This is a genomic window from Blattabacterium cuenoti (assembly GCF_014251755.1).
GTDB classification, from domain to species: Bacteria; Bacteroidota; Bacteroidia; order Flavobacteriales; family Blattabacteriaceae; genus Blattabacterium; species Blattabacterium cuenoti_AN.
This window is the reverse complement of record NZ_CP059200.1, coordinates 120,799-140,016: the sequence shown is the minus strand read 5'-3', so window position 1 is coordinate 140,016 and position 19,218 is coordinate 120,799. Positions and strand designations below refer to the sequence as shown.

The window sequence follows — 19,218 nt, the reverse complement described above, 5'->3', positions numbered from 1 at the left end:
ATGAAAAATTGGTATAAAAATTTTCTTGGAAAAGAACAATTATTACATAGTTCTGTTTGTGATTATTTAGATTATAAGTATCCTCATATATTTTATTTTCATCCACATAATGAATCTAAGAGGAGTTTTTATGAAAGATTTCTTATTAAGGTAATGAGATTAAGACCTGGTATGCCTGATTTATTGGTACCTATGCCTAAAAAAGGAATAACAGGTATGGCTTTAGAATTTAAAATTAAACCGAATAAATTAACGAAAAATCAAACCAAAATTATAAATATATTAAATTCATACAATTGGAATGTAAATATTTGTTATTCTTTTGATCAAGCAAAAATTTATATAGATCAATATTTAAATAATTAAATGAATAATAATAAAAATATTGAGACTTCTGTTCAATATGATGTGATATTAAAAAAATGTAAATTTTTTTTTAAAAAAAAATTAATTGAAAATTCTAAAATGGATAAAGAAAAAGATTTTCAAAAAAAAAATATAAATAATATTATTTTTTTGAAAATTAAAAAAAATCAATGGGTTGATGTCATCAATTTATCTATAATTGCTATTTTTTTTATAAAAAAAAATATTATAGATATGAAAATGTTGATTTTAATCAAAAAAAAAATATATCATTATTATGATCTATATACAAAAAAAGCAAAATTTTTAATGATTAAAAAAAATTTTGATTATGAAGAAGCATGGAAAATTATGGAACTTTCCTCTATGAAAGATATAATCTTTCAAAAATTACTTAGAATTCAAAATATGGAAAAAAATTTTTTAAACATAAAAAATTTTTATGACAAAATTTATGATAATTATATAGATATATTAAATTATAGCATTTTCATTTTAATGAAAACAGAAAAGTAGAATTTATTTTCTAATTAATTTAGGATTCCATTTTATTTTTTCATATTTATAAAATATAATTTGAGCAATTCTATTTCCATTTTCTATAATAAAAGGATGATTGGACAAATTCAATAATAATATTTTTATTTCTCCTCTGTAATCAGAATCTATAGTTCCTGGATCATTTAATACAGTGACTCCATGAGTTAAAGCTAAACCACTCCTTGGTCGAATTTGTCCTTCGTATCCTTTAGGAATTTCAATAAATAAACCTGTTTTTATAATTTTTCTTTCCATAGAAAGAATTGTAATATTATTTTTTAAATAAGCTCTTAAGTCCATTCCAGAGGATCCTTTTGTTTCATAATTAGGTAAAGGATTAGATGAAGTATTAAATATTTTTATAGTAATGCACATATTTATTGCAATAATTTAAAAAAAAAGATTTATATTACGGAATAAAAATCGATAAAAAATGAAAAAAATATTTATTTTCATCTTTTTGTTGTTTTCGATCATATTTTTTTCATCATGTCATGATGAAGGTTTATCTGGAATCATTGATAAATCAGATATCATCAAAAAAACTAAAACTGTAGTAACTGATGATCAAACTACAAAAATTGCATCAGCCTCTTCTACTTCTCAAGAGCAAGAGAATGAAAAAACACTATCTCTGAAAGAAATGATGCGTAACGATCCTAATCTTAGAGAAATTATTCAAACTTTAAATAAAGTATCAGGAATAGTACCCATTCCTGATTTTTAAAAATTAAATAGCATGATGAAGAGATTGATTCATGCTATTTTTTTTGTTTAAATATTCAAACTAAAAGTGAATTACAGCAATGTTTTTATTTTATTATTGAATATTGAAAAATTATTGTGATATTTGTTTGTACGAAATTTTCTATTATTCATGTCCGTCTTTTTATAATTTTATGTTTTTTAGTAAAAAAATCTGATTTTAAAATCTTGTTTGAAAGAGACATGTACACATTAGGAGAATTTATTATAGAAAAAAATATCAATTGTTTTTCCTCTTCAACCGAGGCATTATTGCGTTTATTTAGCTCTATAAAATTAGCTTCTAAAGCAATTCATAAAGAAGTGAACAAAGCAGGGTTAACAGAAAAAGTTATAGGAAGTTCTGGTATTACTAATGTTCAAGGAGAAAATCAGAAAAAATTGGATGATTTTGCTCATAGAGCATTTATTGAATCTTTTAAAAGTAGAAATGTTGTTTGTGGAATAGCTTCTGAAGAAAGTAAAGATTTTATAGTTATAAAAGGGAAGCAAGAAAATATTTTTCAAAATCAATATATTGTTTTAATAGATCCACTTGATGGTTCTTCTAATATAGATGTGAATATATCTATTGGAACTATATTTTCTGTATATATGAGAAAATCTCCAATTCAAATGAATTTAACAATAGAAGATTTCTTGCAAAAAGGAATTCAACAAATTCTTGCAGGATATATTATTTATGGATCTTCTACTATATTGGTATATAGTACTGGAAATGGAGTGCATGGATTTACTTTAGATCCTTCAGTTGGAACATTTTATTTATCTCATTTTAATCTTTGTTTTCCCAAAACGGAAAAAATTTATTCCATAAATGAAGGAAATTCTGATAAATTTCCTAATGGAATTAGGAAATTTATCAGATATTGTAAAGAAAAAAAAGAGAATAGACCCTATACTGCAAGATATATCGGTTCTTTAGTGGGTGATTTTCACAGAAATTTGATACAAGGAGGGATATATATTTATCCCAAAACAGCTTCTTCTCCAGAAGGAAAATTAAGATTGCTTTATGAATGTAATCCTATGGCTTTTTTAGCTGAACAAGCTGGAGGGAAAGCTTCTGATGGAAAACAACGGATTCTAGATATAAAACCGATTAAATTACATCAAAGAACTCCATTTGTTTGTGGACCTATAGGAATGGTTTCCAAGTTAGAAAAATTTATGTTAGATTGTGAATATGATTGAAAATGAAATTCAAAAAAAAAATTTTTGAAGAAGTAATAAAAAACGGAAAATATTTGTTTGTGTATCCTATCCTATCTGTTTTTTTATTACAAAAAATAAATAATGAAAAAAATTTATCAATCAACCTGATTGGAACTTTAGTAAAAAAAAAATTTTAAAAAATCAGTTTACAGGAATAGAATAAAACGTTTGTTAAAAGCTTCTTTTTTGTTGAACAAATCCATGATTGAAAAACATGTTATAAATCAAAATTATTATGACATAATTTTGATTTATAAAGCTTTTTATTTACCTGAATTTAAAAATGTAAATGAATCTGTTATAAAAATTTTCAATAACATAATAAAAAATTATTGTTGAAATAATTGACTAGCATTTGCTCCAAAAATTTTTACAGCAAAAGCTAATAAAACAATTCCAAATATTTTCTTTAAAATATCCAATCCATTATTTCCTATTTTTTCGGCTATAAAATCACATTTATCTATTACAAAATAAACAACTATCATATTCAAAATAAGAGATAAAAGAATAATATTTACGTCATAAGTTGTTCTTAATGAAATTAAAGTTGTTAAAGATCCAGGACCAGCTATAAGGGGAAAGGATATTGGAACAATAGAAGTTTGAGCATTTTCCGTAACCTTATGAAGATCTATTCCTAATATCATTTCTAATCCAATGAAAAACAATACTATAGATCCCGCTACAGAGAAAGAATGGACATCAACTCCAATGATTGTAAGCATAGGTTGTCCTAAAAAAAGAAAAGATAAAAATATTACAAGAGAAGTAATTACAACTTTTTTGGTGTCTATAATGTTTCCTTTTGATTTAAATCCCATAATTATAGGAGCATTACCTAATATATCTATAATGCTAAAAAGTATCATAAAACAACTAATTAACGAATTGACCCATTCCATACTAAAAATTTATTCAAAGAATTTTTTTAACCTTGTTTCTTTCAATTTTTTTATGATTACAAAACAATTTTTTAAATATGACTACCTTTATACAAATTAAAGAAAAATATTATCAGTATCATTAATTTTTAAAAAAAAAACTCATATTATGCTAATGGAATAAAATGAATAATTTAAAGTCCATTTTCATAAGCTTTCCATCCCGCATTTTTATATTCTTCTGCCGTTATTTTTGGATTTTCAGATTGAAAAATAGCTTTGCCTACAATAATAAAATCACTTTTATTTTTTTCAAAAGCTTGAACAGGATGAATATATTTATTTCCTAGATTATTTTTTTTTTCATAAAAATGGATACCAGGTGTAAATAATAGTAATCTATCATCCACTTTTCTTTGTGCTACAGTTCCAATAACTTTTGGATTTTTTAAAGAAATATTTAGTACTTTTCTTATGTAATTATCATCATATAATCCTCCATAAGAAGACATTTCAGATATTGTAATCAATCCCATATTATAAGGAATGTTCAAGTTTTGAATACTCATACTTCCAGCAAGTACATGTGCCGTAACAATATCTGCCCAAGAAGAAATTTTGTGTATTCCGTAATGCAATTGAAGACAATTTGTAGAACTAACATCACATAATTTTCTATCTTCTAATAATAAAAAATTTTTTTTTATAGAAATATTTTTAAGATAATTTATAAATGAAAATGAAAAATCATTTATGATATCTACATGAAGTTTTAATCCACAAATTCTATCTCCAATTAAACTGACTAATTTTAAAATTTGTTTAGGATCTATTAAATCAGCCGAAACTATTAAATTTGTTTTTTTTTTCAACGTAATATCTATAAGTTTTTTTCCTATAGGATGAGATATTTTTTCTTTTTTTTCTTCATAAGAAATCCGTTTATTTTGAATATTTTTTATATTATTTTTAATAAAAAATTGAATCATATGTATTTCTTTTTCTTTCAGAAAAGATTTTTTTTTTAATATTTTGAAAACTTCTCCTATTCGAAATAAAGTTCGGATATTATACCCTATTTTTTTTATATTTTCTATTCCTCCTTGTTCTCTGTCAAGAATGGACATAATATTTTTAATTATTAATCCTTCTTTCTCAAGGTCTATTATAGTTTTTAATAAACTATCTCCACTTGTAATAACATCTTCTATAATCAGGCAATTTTGTCCTATTTTATATATTCCTTCAATCATTCGTTCTGTTCCATATCCTTTATTTTCTTTTCTTTTAATAATTAGCGGAATTTTGGATCTTAAAGATAAAGTAGTAGCTATAGGTAAAGCCGCATATGGAACTCCACAAATTAGTTCAAAATCATAAGATGGAACCTCATGTAGGAGTAAATCCGATAACTTTATTAATAAATCTGGTCTAGAAGCTATTGGACGAAAATCTATATATATAGAAGAATTCATTCCACTTTTTAGTGTAAAATTTCCAAATTTTATGATTCCTAAATTATAAATTTCTAAAAAGAATTGTTCTTTTTCTTCCATAAAAAACTGTTTTAGTAAAGTTAAAAAATTTTATAATTGAATATTATTACAATTGATTCATATGATTATGAAAAAAATAGATACTACTGCTAGTATAAATGGAATTCAACTTCCATTATGCATAATGAATGCTTCAGGAGTTCTTTGTTCTACAGATAAAGAACTATCTAATTTATTAAATAGTTCTTCTGGTGGAGTTGTTACAAAAAGTTGTACATCTCAACCAAGAAAAGGAAATGTTTTACCCAGATATTTTGAATGGAATATAGGAAGCATAAATTCTATGGGTTTACCTAATCTTGGAATTCATTTTTATCTAGATTTTTTAGAGAAAAAAAAAATAAATAAACCTGTTTTTCTTTCTATATCCGGATTATCCAAAGAAGAAAATTATTTTCTCATTCAAAAAGCAAATCAATCTTCAAAAGTAACTGCTATAGAATTAAACTTATCTTGTCCGAATCTTATTGGAAAAAAAGAAATGTTCGGATATGATTTTGATCAAATATCAAATTTCATAGAAAACATATTTAAATTTAATAAAAAACCTTTAGGAATTAAACTTCCTCCTTATTTTCAAGATGAACATATTAAAAATATAGCTTTGATTTTAAATCAATTTCCCATTTTTTTTGTTACTTGTATTAATAGTTTACCTAATGGTCTCTTTATTGATGCAAATAAAGAGTCAGTCGTAATACGCCCCAAAAAAGGATTTGGAGGAATTGGTGGATATATGATAAAGCCATTTGCATTAGCCAATGTTCATAAGTTTTATACTTATCTCCGAAAAGATATCTCTATAATAGGATGTGGAGGTATTTCTTCTGGAAAAGACATTTTTGAACATATATTATGTGGAGCTTCTGCTGTTCAAATTGGAACACAATTTCTGAAAGAGGGAATTTTAGTGTTTGAAAGATTGAAAAAAGAATTAACTTTGATTTTGGAAAAAAAAAATTATTCATCTTTAAATAGTTTCAAAGGAAAACTAAAAAACATTCAATAAGATTTAGAAAAAACGACTCTTTGTAAAGAGGTTTTTCCAGAAAAAATGCATTTTCCTTTTTCTTTCTCATTAGAAATAGGAATACAACGGATGGTTGCTTCTGTTTCTTCTTGTATTTTTTTACTTGTATTTTTTGTTCCATCCCAATGAGCAAAAATAAAACCTCCTGAATGATTTATTTGATGTTTAAAATCATTGTAATGATCCGATTTCATGATTAATTTTTGAGTTCTTTGAACCGCTTTCTTATAAATGTTATTTTGTATTTCATCTAGTAATTTTGGAATTGAATTTTTTAAATTTATCCAAGGTATATATATTTTTTCACATGTGTCTCTTTTAAAGATTTCTACTTTTTCATTTTGAATTTCATTTTTTCCGATACTGATTCGAATGGGAATTCCTTTTATTTCATATTCATGAAATTTCCATCCAGGAGTACATATCATTCTATCATCATATTTGACTCTTATTCCTTCTTTTTCTAATAGATTTAGAATTTTTATGGATATATCATGAATATTAGTAATACGTTGTTTTTTATAAAATATTGGAATTATAACAACTTGTATAGGAGCTATTTTTGGAGGTAAAATTAATCCTTTATCATCAGAATGAGACATGATTAATCCACCTATTAATCTGGTAGATACACCCCAAGAAGTAGACCATACATATTCTTTTTTTCCGTTAAAATTAGTAAATTTCACATCGAATGCTTTCGAAAAATTTTGTCCTAAAAAATGTGAAGTTCCCATTTGCAATGCTTTTCCATCTTGCATGAGCGCTTCAATGCAATATGTTTTTTCTGAACCAGAAAATTTATCCATATATGGTTTGATTCCTTGTAATACAGGAATTGCCATAAATTTTTCGGAAAAATTTGTATAAATATTCAATATTTTTATAGTTTCTTCTATCGCTTCTTTTTTTGTAGAATGAGCAGTATGCCCCTCTTGCCATAAAAATTCAGTAGTTCTAAGAAATAAACGAGTTCGCATTTCCCATCTTAATGCATTTCCCCATTGATTAAATAAAATAGGTAAATCTCTATAAGATTGAATCCAACGTTTATAAGTTTTCCATATTATACTTTCTGAAGTGGGTCTAATTACTAATTCTTCTTCTAACTTAGAATCCAAATCAACGATAAGTTCTTCTTGATTTGGATTCTTTCTTATTAATCTAGAATGTGTAACCACGGCACATCCTTCAGAAAAAATTTGAGTATGTTCTTTTTCTTTTGAAAAAAGAGATTTTGGAATAAGTAAAGGAAAATAAACATTTTGATGTCCAGTCAGTTTTAACATTTTATCTAATATTGTTTTCATTCTATCCCATAAAGAGTAACCATATGGTTTTAGAATCATAAAGCCACGTATTCCGGAAAATTCTGCTAACCCAGATCTAACAACTATTTCATTATACCATTTTGAATAATTTTCACTACGTTTAGTTAATGGATTCATAAAAAAAACATAATAAATGAATAATCTATATGAAAGATAGAAAAATTATTTAACACATTTAATTTTATTTCTAAATTAGTAATTTAATAAATATTATTTATGGCGCATCCTAAAAGAAGACAATCTAAATCTAGAAAAAATAAGAGAAGAAGTCATTTGAAAATCAAAAAACCTTTATTAGCAAAATGTGCTTTAACAAATCAAAAACATTTATATCATCATGCATATTGGTATGAAAATAAACTTTATTATAGAGGAAAGATTGTTCTATATCGTCGTGGTAAGAATGAAAAAAAATTCTCATAAACATCAATATTATGGATTTAAAAAAAATAAAATCCCTGATTCAATTTATTTCTGATTCAAATATTGATGAAATAAGGATAAAAATAGGAAATACTGAGATTTACATAAAAAATAGAGCATTGATAAAAAAAGAACCATATTCATGGAATCCTGATTTTTCTACTACTAAAAAGTCTTCATTATCATCTTCTTCTACTTCTTTTGATTTTCCTGATAGATTTTATAAAACAGAAAAAGAAAACAAGAATCAATATATCACCATAACATCTCCTATGATAGGTACATTTTATAGGAGACCTCATCCGGATCAAAAACCTTTTGTAAAAGTAGGAGATCAAATAAAAATAGGAACGAAAGTTTGTGTGATAGAAGCGATGAAATTATTTAATGATATTGAATCTGAAGTAAATGGAAAATTGATTAAAATTTTAGTGGAAGATGCTTCTCCTGTAGATTATGACCAGCCTTTATTTATTTTAGATCCTAACTATTAAATTTTATGTTTAAAAAAATATTAATAGCTAATCGTGGAGAAATTGCTTTACGAATCATACGAACGTCTAGAGAATTGGGAATTAAAACTGTAGCTGTTTATTCTACAGTAGACAAACATAGTCTTCATGTTTATTTTGCGGATGAAGCTGTATGCATTGGCCCTCCTTCTCCATATCAATCTTATTTAAATATTTCAAATTTGATTTCTGCTGCAGAAATTACAAACGCAGATGCAATTCATCCTGGATATGGATTTTTATCTGAAAATGCATATTTTTCTTCGATGTGCCAAAAACATGGAATAAAATTTATTGGGGCAAAACCAAATCATATGCTTCAGATAGGAAATAAAATTCTAGCCAAGAAAACCATGAAAAAAATTGGGATTTCTTGTTTACCTGGATCTGACTGTTTTTTTAAATCATCTTATCAAGAGATAGAAAAAATAGCAAATGAAATAGGATACCCCATTATTATCAAAGCTGTTTCTGGAGGTGGAGGAAAAGGAATCCGATCTGTTTTAAATAAGAAAAATTTAAAAAATTCTTGGGAAGAAGCTAAAAAAGAAGCTTGGTATTGTTTTAGAAACAAAAATATGTACATAGAAAAATTAATTTTGAATCCCAGACACATAGAAATACAAATAATCGGAGATAAATATGGAAAAGTATGTCATTTGTCAGAAAGAGATTGTTCTATTCAAAGAAAAAATCAAAAATTGGTAGAAGAAGCGCCTTCTCCATTTTTAACTCCATTTCTTAGAAAAAAAATAGGAAATGAAGCGGTAAAAGCAGCTGAATATCTTCATTATGAAGGAGTAGGAACTATAGAATTTTTGGTAGATCATAACGAAAATTTTTATTTCATGGAAATGAATCCCAGAATACAAGTGGAACATACGATTACCGAAGAAATAACAGGGCTAGATTTAATTCAAGAACAGATATTTTTAGCTTATGGAAAAAAACTTTCTATAAAAAAAAATTTTTATCCCAAAATGTATTCTATAGAATGTAGAATTAATGCAGAAGAACCGTATCAAAATTTTCGTCCAGTTCCTGGAAGAATAACTCAAATGCATTTACCTGGAGGAAAAGGCGTACGTATCGATACACATATTTATGCAGGATATTTTGTTCCACATTATTATGATTCTATGATTGCTAAAATTATTACCACGGCAAAAAGTAGAAAAGAAACCATTGAAAAAATGCGTCGTTCTTTAGATGAATTTGTTATAGAAGGAATACATACGACTCTTCCTTTACTTAGAAAACTTATGCAAAATAATGATTTTTTAAAAGGAAATTATAATACGAATTTTTTAGATAATCTAGATTTAGAGACTGGATTATAAAATATTGTACAAAATGTTATTTATTTTCAAATAATTTTAATAAATTAATCATTTCTTGAATATTTCCATCCATAAATCCTGCAAGATTATAAATAGATTTATGAATTCTATGATCCGTAACTCTATTTTTAGGATAATTATAGGTTCTAATTTTTATAGAACGATCTCCTGTAGAAACTAAAGATTTTCTTTTTATGGATATTTTTCTTAATCTTTTTTCTTTTTCGTTTTGATAAATTCTTGATCGTAAAACACTGATCGCTTTTTCAAAATTTTTATGTTGAGAACGTTCTTCTTGACATTCTACTGTAATTTTACTTGGAATATGAGTTAATCGTACAGCAGATTCTGTTTTGTTTACATGTTGACCTCCTGCTCCACTAGATCTAAAAGTATCTTTTTTTATATCAGATAAATTAATGTTGAATTCTATATCTTTGACTTTAGGAAGGACTGCTACGGTTATAGCAGATGTGTGTACTCTTCCTTGAGATTCCGTTTTTGGAATTCTTTGCACTCTGTGTACTCCAGATTCGAATTTTAAATTACCATAAATTCCTTTTTCTCCATTGAGATCTAAAATAATTTCTTTGTATCCTTTGATTCCTCCTTTTTGAGCGTGTATAATTTTATATTTCCAACCTGATTTTTTAAAATACATTGTATACATTCTTAATATATCTTCAACAAAAATACATGCTTCATCCCCTCCTGTTCCAGAACGGAGTTCTACGATGACAGCTTTTTTATCATCTTCTGTTTCATCTTCTTCTTTCGAAGAAAAAAGAAGATTATAAGACTTTTTTTCAATAGAAGATAAATTTTCTAAAATTTTGTATTTTTCTGTAGTAGCTAATTCCTTCATTTCCGTATCTGAATCGTTTTTTAAAATAAAATCCACTTCTTTAAGTGAAACCAATTGTTTCTTGTACTCTTCATAAAAAAAGACTATTTTTTCTAATGTCATATATTTTTTTAATAGTATTCTGTATTTTTTTTGATCAGATATAATATTGGGTTGTATAATTAATTTAGAAGTTTCTAAAAATTCCTTTTTAGAAACTTCTAACTTTTGAATTAATGAAGTTTTTTTCATTTTTGGGATCTTTTTCAAAATTTTTTTGGAAATCAAAAATATTTATTTATCGGATTCGATTGATAGAATTGATTAATTTTATATCTTTTTTGATAGCTCTATTTGTTAGATATAAAAAACATATACATAATATAAAAAAAAGGAACATAATAAATGTGTATTTATTCCATTTAGAACATGAAAAAAAAAGAATTCCTTCATAAATTGTATTAGTAAGTATATTAATTTTATTTAAAAATATTTGAATTTTTTTTTGATGAAAAAAGAAAAAACTTAAAATAGATAGAAATAAACATATAATTAGAAAAATTAAAAAAAATTTTTTTTTCAAAAAATTACATTCAAGAAAATCCATTAGATTTTTATTAAAAAAACATAAAAAATATATGAGAAGAGAATAAATAAAAATTGAAATAAGTAAGTATAATGTTTGTATTCTATATAACATAATAATATAAATTCATAATATAAATATTAAATTATTTTATAATTTTTTATTTTGTTACTTAAGTTCAAATTAATTTTTTGTATAATTGCATTTATCGTTTCTAAGTTATTATACTAAAAAGTATATTACTTACCAAGCATATATAAAAACCCAATTACTTTATGTTTGATATTACTGAATTAAAAAGTAAAAAACTTTTTGAATTACAGGAGATTGCTCGTTTATCAGGATTGAAAAAATGTACACAATTACGAAAAAACGAACTCCTAGAGAAAATCATTTCCATTTTTAATAATAAAAAGACTTTTGAACTCTCAAAAAGGGATAATTCTTTAAAAAAAGGATTTAACATGCAAAAAAATACTGAATCTAAAAATTCATTTTCAGAAAACAAAAGCATAAATGATAGAAAAAAATCTATATCTCAAGAACATTTAAAAATTTCTAATTCTAAACTCTCAGAAGAAACCACAAAAATTCAAAAAAAACATAAAAATTTTTATAATTGGAAAAAAAATGATAAACTCGAAACTCAGAATATATCATCATCTCACGGAATAGAAGTGGGATCACAAAAAATTTTTTCTAATAAATACCGTACTCCTGAATACGAATTCGAAGGAATAATAATTAGTGAGGGAGTATTGGAAATTATGCCAGAAAATTATGGATTTTTGAGATCTTCTGATTTTAATTATTTATCATCTCCTGATGATATTTACGTTTCTCAATCTCAAATCAGACTTTTTGGAATGAAAACAGGAGATACAATAAGAGGAGAAGTTCGTCCACCTAAAGATGGGGAAAAATATTTTCCTCTAATTAAAATTCTTGAGATTAATGGAAGGGGTCCTTCTTTTGTTAGGGATAGAGATCCTTTTGAACATCTGACTCCATTATTTCCGAATGAAAAATTTAAATTAGCTGAAAAAAATGCAACTCTTTCTACAAGAATTGTAGACTTATTTACTCCTATAGGAAAAGGACAAAGAGGAATGATTGTTGCTCCCCCTAAAACAGGAAAAACTACTTTGTTAAAAGAAGTAGCCAATGCTATTGCCGCTAATCATCCTGAAGTATATTTAATTATATTGTTAATTGATGAACGTCCAGAAGAAGTAACAGATATGCAGAGAAACGTAAGGGGAGAAGTCATTGCATCTACTTTTGATGAACCAGCAGATCGACATGTTAAAGTTGCTAATATTGTTTTGCAAAAAGCAAAAAGAATGGTAGAATGTTCACATGACGTTGTTATATTGTTAGATTCTATTACACGTTTAGCTCGTGCCTATAATACTGTTGCTCCTGCATCTGGAAAGGTATTATCAGGAGGAGTGGATGCCAACGCTTTACATAAACCTAAAAGATTCTTTGGAGCTGCTAGAAACATAGAAAACGGGGGATCTTTATCGATCATTGCTACAGCTATGATTGATACAGGATCAAAAATGGATGAAGTGATTTTCGAAGAATTTAAAGGAACAGGAAATAAAGAACTTCAATTGGATAGAAAAATAGCTAATAAACGAATTTATCCAGCTATTGATCTTGTTTCTTCTAGTACAAGAAAAGATGATCTTTTACTTGATCCCAACACATTACAAAGAATGTGGATTTTGAGAAAACATCTTTCCGATATGAATCCAGTAGAAGCTATGGATTTTTTAAGATCTAGAATGTCTAGAACTCAAAACAATGAAGAATTTTTGATATCTATGAATGGATAAATAATTTTAATATTTGATTTTGTAAATGAAAAAGATTATATTCACAATTATCGCGGGATGGAGCAGTTGGTAGCTCGTCGGGCTCATAACCCGAAGGTCATAGGTTCGAGTCCTATTCCCGCTATTTTAGCTTCATAATTTTTTGAATGGATTATTCATTTATACTTTTAAATTTTTTTCTTTTTTTTATATGCATCTATTTTTTTAGAAAATTGGAATTTTTCTTTAGAAAAGAATTTAAAAATCAACAAGATGAAATTCAAAAACTGTCTAAATATAGTAGAAGCGAAATCGGTGATTCTTTCATTGAAATGAAAAATGGTATAATACAAACTGTGAATATTTTTCAGGATTCTATTGACAAAAAAATTCAATTTTATATTGAAAATCAAGATAGAAAATTAGATGCTATTTATTCCTCACAGGAAAAATTAATTCAAATTCTTGAAAAAAAACTGGAAGACATAAGAGAAAATGTTAATAATAAACTTCAAACTTCTTTAAATGTACATTTGGGAAAATCATTTGAAATCATTGGAAATCAATTATTTTTTTTACAAGAAGAGTTAGGAGAAATGAAGATTTTAGCAAAAGATGTAAGTTCTTTAAAAAGAACCTTAAATCATGTAAAAATATGTGGAAGTTTTAGTGAAATGCAGCTTTCAATGCTTTTACAACAAATTTTATCTCCAGAACAATATGCTTCAAATGTCGTGACAAAATCTAGTACAAAATTTGTGGTAGAATTTGCAATTAAACTTCCAGGACTTGGAAACAAAAATATGATATGGTTACCTATTGATGTTAAGTTTCCAAAAGAAACTTATGAAAAAGTGCAGGAAGCTTATCGTAATGGAGGAAAAAAAAATATAGAAATAGCTATAAAAAATATGGAATCTGTTCTAAAAAAAATGTCCAAAGATATTCAATATAAATATATTGATCCACCATATACAACTGATTTTGCTATTTTGTTCTTACCCTTTGAAGGAATATATGCTGAAATTATAAAAAATTCTAGTTTATTAGAAGAATTGTTAAGAAAATATAAAACAGTGATAGCCGGACCGTCTACATTAGCTGCTGTATTAAATAGTTTCCAAATTGGATTTCGAACTTTAGCTATTCAGAAAAGAAGTTCTGAAGTGTGGAAAATTTTAGAAATAGTCAAACAGGAATTTAAAAAATTTGGATTGTTACTTCATCAAGCTCAAGATAAATTACAAGGAGCTTCCAAGGATATAGATCGATTGTTAGGTGTTAGGAACAATTTGATAGATAAAAAGTTAAAAGATATAGAAACTTTATAGAAATAATAAATAACAGCGGAGAGAAAGGGATTCGAACCCTTGACACTTTTTTTGTGAACACGCTTTCCAGACGTGCGCCTTAATCCTCTCGGCCATCTCTCCCTCCATACAAAAAGTAAAATTGTAAGCCGGATTCTGTTTTCACACCCTATCATTTATCTAGGATCTAGGTTACCCACGATCTCAATCTGCCTACCCCCCGGTTTCAACCGAGCTAGTTTTCCGGTATACATGGCATTTCACCACACAGAGTTTACATGATTTCACTACAGCAATCAACAATATATCATCCTGTCTGTATATTCTTTCTGTTGCACTATTCCTCATCTTACGATGGATGGGTGTTACCCATTGTGTTGCTCTACGGTGTCCGGACTTTCCTCATTATTTAATTTATTGTTTTTATTTAAAAAATGCGATAGGACATTTTACTTTTTATTTTCATTATATAAATTGTAGTAAATATTTTCTACATCTTCATTCAGATAAAGTTTATCAATTAAGTTTAAAACTTTGTTCTTTTTTTCTTCTGAAATAGATTGAATTTGTTTGGGGATATGTTCCACTTTATACTCATGAAGTATTTTTAATTTTTCCAAATTATTTTTCATAGATCTAAAGGATTCAAAATCTATGTATAAATAAATCATATTGTGATTTATTTTAAAATCTTGAGCCCCAAAATCTATTATCATGAGTTCAAAATCTTCTATTGAAAAATGAATGTCTTTTTTTTTTATATAAAAAACACCCATTTTTTTAAAAAAATGGGTTAATTCCCCATTATGACATAATCTTCCTTCATTTTTATTCAAAAGTGTTCTAATATTGGATATCGTTCGAATATTGTTATTCGTCATACATTCTATAATGATACTGATTCCATGAATCAGTCCTTCTAAATTTAAATTTTTATAATTATTTGTTTTGATTTGTAAAGCTTTTTTTATAGCTTTTTCTATGGTATTTTTAGGGATATTTATTGATTTTGCATTTAAAATTGCATTTCTAAAACGAGGATTATTTGTTCCTGATTCTTTTACAGCTATAGAAATTTCTTTAATAATTTTAGAAAATTTTTTAGATTTTAAGGAATCTTGATTTGATTTTCTATGTTGTATATTTGACCATTTGCTGTGTCCTGACATGAAATGTTTTTATATTATATAAATTTTATTATATTGTCATTCTTTACAATATTAAAGAAAAAAATTCTTATGTCCAAGATTTGTGAATTGACAGGAAAAAAATCAATGACAGGAAACCGAGTTTCTCATGCAAATAATAAAAAAAAACGTCGATTTAACATTAATTTATGTAAAAAACGTTTTTTTTTAATACAAAAAAAAAAGTGGATCACTTTGAGAATTTGCGTTTCTACTGTGAAACTTATCAATAAAATAGGGATAGAAAACGTTTTAAAACGTTTTAAATATAAATATTAAAAATGGGAAAAAGGGGAAACAGGATACAAGTTATATTAGAATGTACTGAACAAAGAAAAATTGGAATTTCTGGTTGTTCCAGATATATAACAACAAAAAATAAGAAAAATACTCCGAACAGAATTGAACTAAAAAAATATAATTCAGTATTAAGGAAATATACAATTCATAAAGAAATTAAATAAATAATAAAATTCATATTATCAATGTCTAAAAAGGGAGGAGATAACAAAAAAAAAAAGATTTCAAAAAAAATGACTTTAGCCATAAAAATAGTTAAATCTAAAAAATCAGGTTGTTATACTTTTGAGAATAAGATGATGTATAATGACAGAATCAAGATTTTTTTTAAAAAAAGTAATGAATTATAATGATTTTTAAGAAAGAAACAAATAAAGTATTCCATCATGAATTAAAAAAATCTAGAGGATTTTTTTTCGAAAAAATCCAAAATTTTTTTTCGAAAAAATCCAAAATCGATATTAATATTCTTGATCACATAGAAGAGATATTATTATCTGCAGATATAGGAACACAAACTACTATAAAAATTATTAACAATTTAGAAGAAAGAGTTCAAAAAGAAAAATATAAAAATTTGCAAGATATTTATAATCTTCTTAAAGAAGAAATTGAAAATCTTATAGATATTGAAAATGTTTGTTTAGAAAAAAAAATCAAGAAAAATAACAAAAAACCATATGTAATCCTGATAGTAGGAGTAAATGGAGTAGGAAAAACAACTACAATTGGGAAATTAGCTTTTTTTCTAAAAAAGAAAGGGTTTCATGTTATAATAAGTGCTGCAGATACATTTAGAGCCGCTGCTATTGATCAGATTGAAATCTGGGCAAATAAAGCTGAAGTTCCTTTAATTAAACAACATATGCATGCGGATCCAGCTTCTGTGGTATATGATACTTTACAATCTGCAAAATCCAAAAAAAAAGATGTGGTTCTAATTGATACGTCTGGTCGATTACAAAATCGAATTAATCTTATGAAAGAATTATCTAAAATAAGTAGAGTCATCAAAAAAATAACATCTGAACCTCCTCATGAGATTATGCTAATTTTAGATGCAACAACTGGTCAAAATGCTTTTGAACAGGTTCGAAAATTTACCTATTTTGTTCAAATTTCTTCTATTGTTTTAACGAAAATAGAAGGAACAGCCAAAGGGGGAGTAGTAATAGGAATTATGGATCAATTTAAAATTCCTATTCAATATTTGGGAATAGGAGAAAAAATACAAGATTTAAAAGTATTTGATAGAAAAAAATTTGTAAATTGTTTCTTTGAATGAGGATGAACCCGTCATAGTCTGTCTCTTCTTTAGAGATAAAAAATGTATGGTATAATTTTATATGGTATGACTAAAATTAGTGTTACTTCAGATAATATTTTTCCTATTATTAAAAAATTTCTTTATTCAAATCAAGAAATTTTCTTACGTGAATTAGTTTCTAATGCAATAGATGCTGTTGTAAAATTACAAACTTTAATAAAATTAGAAAATTTGTATGATATTATTGATGATTTTAAAGTTAAAATTATCATAGATCAAATAAATAAAACCCTTCATATTCTAGATAATGGAATAGGAATGACTAAAGAAGAAGTGGATAAATATATTAATCAAATTGCTTTTTCTGGAGCCGAAGAGTTTATCAAAAAATATAAAAATGTATCTACAACGGATTCTTCTTCTAATATTATTGGACATTTTGGATTAGGTTTTTATTCTTCTTTTATGGTATCAAAAAAAGTTATGATATTAACTCAATCTTATAAAAAAAACGAACCATCTATATTTTGGTCTTGCGAAGGAGATCCAAATTTCATCATGAGAGAGATTGAAAAAAGAGACAGAGGAACAGAAGTTATTCTGTATTTGAATGATGAAGAAAGTAAAGAATTTTTAGAATATGATCGTATTTTAAAGTTATTACAAAAATACTGTAAATTTATGCCTATAACAATTTCTTTATCATCAAAATCAAAAGAGGATAAAGAAATCGTTATCAATAACATTAATCCTGATTGGAAAAAAAATCCACTTCAGTTGAACGATAAAAATTATTTAGATTTTTATCATGAATTATATCCAAATCAATTAGAAGATCCTTTATTTTGGGTTCATTTAAATATAGATCATCCTTTCCATTTAACAGGTATTTTATATTTTCCTAAAATAGGAAAAAAAATAGACGTACAAAAAGATAAAATACATTTGTACCAAAATCAGGTTTATATTACGGATAACTTGGAAGGAATTGTTCCAGATTTTCTTAGTTTATTAAGAGGAGTTATAGATTCTACAGATATACCTCTTAATGTGTCCCGTTCTCATTTACAATATGATACATCTGTTAAAAATATATCTAAATATATAACAAGAAAAGTATCTGATAAACTAGATTTGATGTTTAGAAAAAACAGAGAAAATTTTCAAAAAAAATGGAATAATTTCAAAATTATAGTAGAATATGGAATGATTAGTACACAAAATTTCTTCGATAAAGCTATCAAATTTTTTCTTTTTTCTACTATAGACAATAGTTATTGTACATTGGATGAATGTAGGGAAAAAATAAAAGAAACTCAAAAAAATAAAGAAGGAAAAATTGTTTTTCTTTATTCTTCAGACCCAGAAAAACAATATAGTTTTATAAAAGAAGCTATAGATAGATGCTACGAAGTTTTGATTTTTGATAGTCCACTTTCAGTTCATTTAATACAGAAATTAGAATTGTCTTATACAGATATCTGTTTTGTTCGAGTAGATTCGGATCATATTGATAAATTAATCAATTTAAAAAAAAAGGAAGAACTTCATTCAGAACTTTCAGACCCAGAAAAACAAGATTTAAAAAATTTGATTCAGCATTATATCATGGAACAATTCCAATTTTCCATACAATTAGAAGATTTATCCAAAAAAGATTATCCTTTTTTAATTATCATTCCAGAATTTTTAAGAAGAATCAAAGAAATGAATTCTACTATGGGAGAAAACATAGTAAAAAAAGATAAATATTATCAATTGATAGTCAATACAAATCATATTTTGATGAAAAAAATATTAAAAGAAACATCAGAAGGAGAAAGGAAAAGGATGATCCAAGAAGCTTTAAATCTGACTCTTTTATCCCAAGATTTATTACATGGAAAAAATTTGACCGATTTTATATCCAAAAGATTGGAGGATCTTATTCAAGAATAGG

The 19,218-nt window shown here is 25.7% G+C and carries 23 protein-coding genes, 2 tRNA genes and 1 other RNA gene; 17 read left to right on the top strand and 9 right to left on the bottom strand.

Annotation, left to right across the window (positions count from 1 at the left end):
• Together H0H57_RS00665 and H0H57_RS00660 are read left to right on the top strand one after the other, a co-directional pair.
• The gene (locus H0H57_RS00665; RefSeq protein ID WP_185863915.1) at positions 1-366 is read left to right on the top strand and encodes a VRR-NUC domain-containing protein; all 366 of its coding nucleotides are present in this window, start codon (positions 1-3) and stop codon (positions 364-366) included.
• Entirely contained in the window at positions 367-882 is a 516-nt protein-coding gene (locus H0H57_RS00660; protein ID WP_185863914.1) for a DUF1599 domain-containing protein, read from the top strand.
• Positions 883-885: 3 nt separating this feature from the next.
• Here H0H57_RS00660 and dut read toward each other — a convergent pair whose 3' ends face one another.
• Positions 886-1,281: a dUTP diphosphatase gene (gene dut / locus H0H57_RS00655; protein ID WP_185863913.1), complete on the bottom strand. Its 396-nt coding sequence runs from the start codon at positions 1,279-1,281 to the stop codon at positions 886-888.
• Positions 1,282-1,339: 58 nt separating this feature from the next.
• Here dut and H0H57_RS00650 point away from each other — a divergent pair, with 58 nt between their 5' ends.
• The 3 genes from H0H57_RS00650 to H0H57_RS03165 all read left to right on the top strand — a co-directional run bounded on the left by H0H57_RS00650 (position 1,340) and on the right by H0H57_RS03165 (position 3,225).
• Positions 1,340-1,633, top strand: a complete 294-nt coding sequence (locus H0H57_RS00650) for a hypothetical protein (protein ID WP_185863912.1) — start codon at positions 1,340-1,342, stop codon at positions 1,631-1,633.
• Between the two features lie 221 nt (positions 1,634-1,854).
• Positions 1,855-2,865, top strand: a complete 1,011-nt coding sequence (gene fbp / locus H0H57_RS00645; protein WP_185864072.1) for a class 1 fructose-bisphosphatase — start codon at positions 1,855-1,857, stop codon at positions 2,863-2,865.
• Between the two features lie 189 nt (positions 2,866-3,054).
• The gene (locus H0H57_RS03165) at positions 3,055-3,225 is read left to right on the top strand and encodes a hypothetical protein (protein ID WP_394798853.1); all 171 of its coding nucleotides are present in this window, start codon (positions 3,055-3,057) and stop codon (positions 3,223-3,225) included.
• Here the strand turns inward: H0H57_RS03165 and H0H57_RS00635 are convergent.
• Both H0H57_RS00635 and pyrF read right to left on the bottom strand, forming a co-directional pair.
• Positions 3,216-3,791, bottom strand: a complete 576-nt coding sequence (locus H0H57_RS00635; protein WP_185863911.1) for a MarC family protein — start codon at positions 3,789-3,791, stop codon at positions 3,216-3,218. The genes H0H57_RS03165 and H0H57_RS00635 overlap by 10 nt on opposite strands.
• Positions 3,792-3,964: 173 nt before the next feature.
• Positions 3,965-5,326, bottom strand: a complete 1,362-nt coding sequence (pyrF, locus tag H0H57_RS00630) for an orotidine-5'-phosphate decarboxylase (protein ID WP_185863910.1) — start codon at positions 5,324-5,326, stop codon at positions 3,965-3,967.
• 61 nt (positions 5,327-5,387) lie between these two features.
• Between pyrF and H0H57_RS00625 the strand changes: the two genes are divergently transcribed.
• A complete protein-coding gene (locus H0H57_RS00625) occupies positions 5,388-6,335 on the top strand; it encodes a dihydroorotate oxidase (protein WP_185863909.1) in 948 nt (315 codons plus the stop codon).
• Here the strand turns inward: H0H57_RS00625 and proS are convergent.
• A complete protein-coding gene (proS, locus tag H0H57_RS00620; RefSeq protein WP_185863908.1) occupies positions 6,329-7,804 on the bottom strand; it encodes a proline--tRNA ligase in 1,476 nt (491 codons plus the stop codon). The genes H0H57_RS00625 and proS overlap by 7 nt on opposite strands.
• A gap of 99 nt (positions 7,805-7,903) precedes the next feature.
• Between proS and rpmF the strand changes: the two genes are divergently transcribed.
• From rpmF to accC, 3 genes are read left to right on the top strand one after another with little or no spacing between them, the layout of a single operon-like run.
• Entirely contained in the window at positions 7,904-8,110 is a 207-nt protein-coding gene (rpmF, locus tag H0H57_RS00615; protein WP_185863907.1) for a 50S ribosomal protein L32, read from the top strand.
• A gap of 11 nt (positions 8,111-8,121) precedes the next feature.
• Positions 8,122-8,604 carry an acetyl-CoA carboxylase biotin carboxyl carrier protein gene (gene accB, locus H0H57_RS00610; RefSeq protein WP_185863906.1) on the top strand — a complete coding sequence of 161 codons (483 nt, stop codon included), beginning with the start codon at positions 8,122-8,124 and terminating at the stop codon, positions 8,602-8,604.
• Positions 8,605-8,609: 5 nt separating this feature from the next.
• The gene (accC, locus tag H0H57_RS00605; protein WP_185863905.1) at positions 8,610-9,962 is read left to right on the top strand and encodes an acetyl-CoA carboxylase biotin carboxylase subunit; all 1,353 of its coding nucleotides are present in this window, start codon (positions 8,610-8,612) and stop codon (positions 9,960-9,962) included.
• A 16-nt stretch (positions 9,963-9,978) separates the two neighbouring features.
• Here accC and prfA read toward each other — a convergent pair whose 3' ends face one another.
• Both prfA and H0H57_RS00595 read right to left on the bottom strand, forming a co-directional pair.
• Positions 9,979-11,058 (bottom strand): peptide chain release factor 1, encoded by a 1,080-nt coding sequence (prfA, locus tag H0H57_RS00600; protein WP_185863904.1) that lies wholly within the window; start codon positions 11,056-11,058, stop codon positions 9,979-9,981.
• A gap of 46 nt (positions 11,059-11,104) precedes the next feature.
• The gene (locus H0H57_RS00595; protein ID WP_185863903.1) at positions 11,105-11,506 is read right to left on the bottom strand and encodes a DUF4293 family protein; all 402 of its coding nucleotides are present in this window, start codon (positions 11,504-11,506) and stop codon (positions 11,105-11,107) included.
• A 161-nt stretch (positions 11,507-11,667) separates the two neighbouring features.
• Here H0H57_RS00595 and rho point away from each other — a divergent pair, with 161 nt between their 5' ends.
• The 3 genes from rho (at position 11,668) to H0H57_RS00580 (ending at position 14,546) form a co-directional block, all read left to right on the top strand.
• Positions 11,668-13,236, top strand: coding sequence for a transcription termination factor Rho (gene rho / locus H0H57_RS00590; RefSeq protein ID WP_185863902.1), 1,569 nt, complete (start codon positions 11,668-11,670; stop codon positions 13,234-13,236).
• A gap of 51 nt (positions 13,237-13,287) precedes the next feature.
• Positions 13,288-13,360 (top strand) — tRNA-Met (locus H0H57_RS00585).
• 88 nt (positions 13,361-13,448) lie between these two features.
• Positions 13,449-14,546 carry a DNA recombination protein RmuC gene (locus H0H57_RS00580; protein ID WP_238784333.1) on the top strand — a complete coding sequence of 366 codons (1,098 nt, stop codon included), beginning with the start codon at positions 13,449-13,451 and terminating at the stop codon, positions 14,544-14,546.
• Positions 14,547-14,562: 16 nt separating this feature from the next.
• Here the strand turns inward: H0H57_RS00580 and H0H57_RS00575 are convergent.
• From H0H57_RS00575 to H0H57_RS00565, 3 genes are all read right to left on the bottom strand, one after another.
• A tRNA-Ser gene (locus H0H57_RS00575) sits at positions 14,563-14,648 on the bottom strand.
• A gap of 6 nt (positions 14,649-14,654) precedes the next feature.
• Positions 14,655-14,981, bottom strand: an RNA gene (rnpB, locus tag H0H57_RS00570) — RNase P RNA component class A.
• Entirely contained in the window at positions 14,975-15,694 is a 720-nt protein-coding gene (locus H0H57_RS00565; protein WP_185863900.1) for a YebC/PmpR family DNA-binding transcriptional regulator, read from the bottom strand. The genes rnpB and H0H57_RS00565 overlap by 7 nt, the downstream gene beginning before the upstream one ends.
• A 69-nt stretch (positions 15,695-15,763) precedes the next feature.
• Between H0H57_RS00565 and rpmB the strand changes: the two genes are divergently transcribed.
• Genes rpmB through htpG form a run of 5 tightly spaced genes read left to right on the top strand, consistent with a single transcriptional unit; the run spans position 15,764 to position 19,217 of the window.
• Positions 15,764-15,991, top strand: a complete 228-nt coding sequence (gene rpmB / locus H0H57_RS00560) for a 50S ribosomal protein L28 (RefSeq protein ID WP_185863899.1) — start codon at positions 15,764-15,766, stop codon at positions 15,989-15,991.
• A 2-nt stretch (positions 15,992-15,993) separates the two neighbouring features.
• Entirely contained in the window at positions 15,994-16,176 is a 183-nt protein-coding gene (gene rpmG, locus H0H57_RS00555) for a 50S ribosomal protein L33 (RefSeq protein WP_185863898.1), read from the top strand.
• A 21-nt stretch (positions 16,177-16,197) separates the two neighbouring features.
• The gene (locus H0H57_RS00550; RefSeq protein ID WP_185863897.1) at positions 16,198-16,362 is read left to right on the top strand and encodes a DUF4295 family protein; all 165 of its coding nucleotides are present in this window, start codon (positions 16,198-16,200) and stop codon (positions 16,360-16,362) included.
• On the top strand, positions 16,362-17,297 hold the full coding sequence (gene ftsY / locus H0H57_RS00545) for a signal recognition particle-docking protein FtsY (protein WP_185863896.1): 936 nt from the start codon (positions 16,362-16,364) through the stop codon (positions 17,295-17,297). Before H0H57_RS00550 ends, ftsY begins: the two co-directional genes overlap by 1 nt.
• Positions 17,298-17,339: 42 nt before the next feature.
• Positions 17,340-19,217 carry a molecular chaperone HtpG gene (gene htpG / locus H0H57_RS00540; RefSeq protein WP_238784332.1) on the top strand — a complete coding sequence of 626 codons (1,878 nt, stop codon included), beginning with the start codon at positions 17,340-17,342 and terminating at the stop codon, positions 19,215-19,217.
• Position 19,218 lies beyond the last annotated feature (1 nt).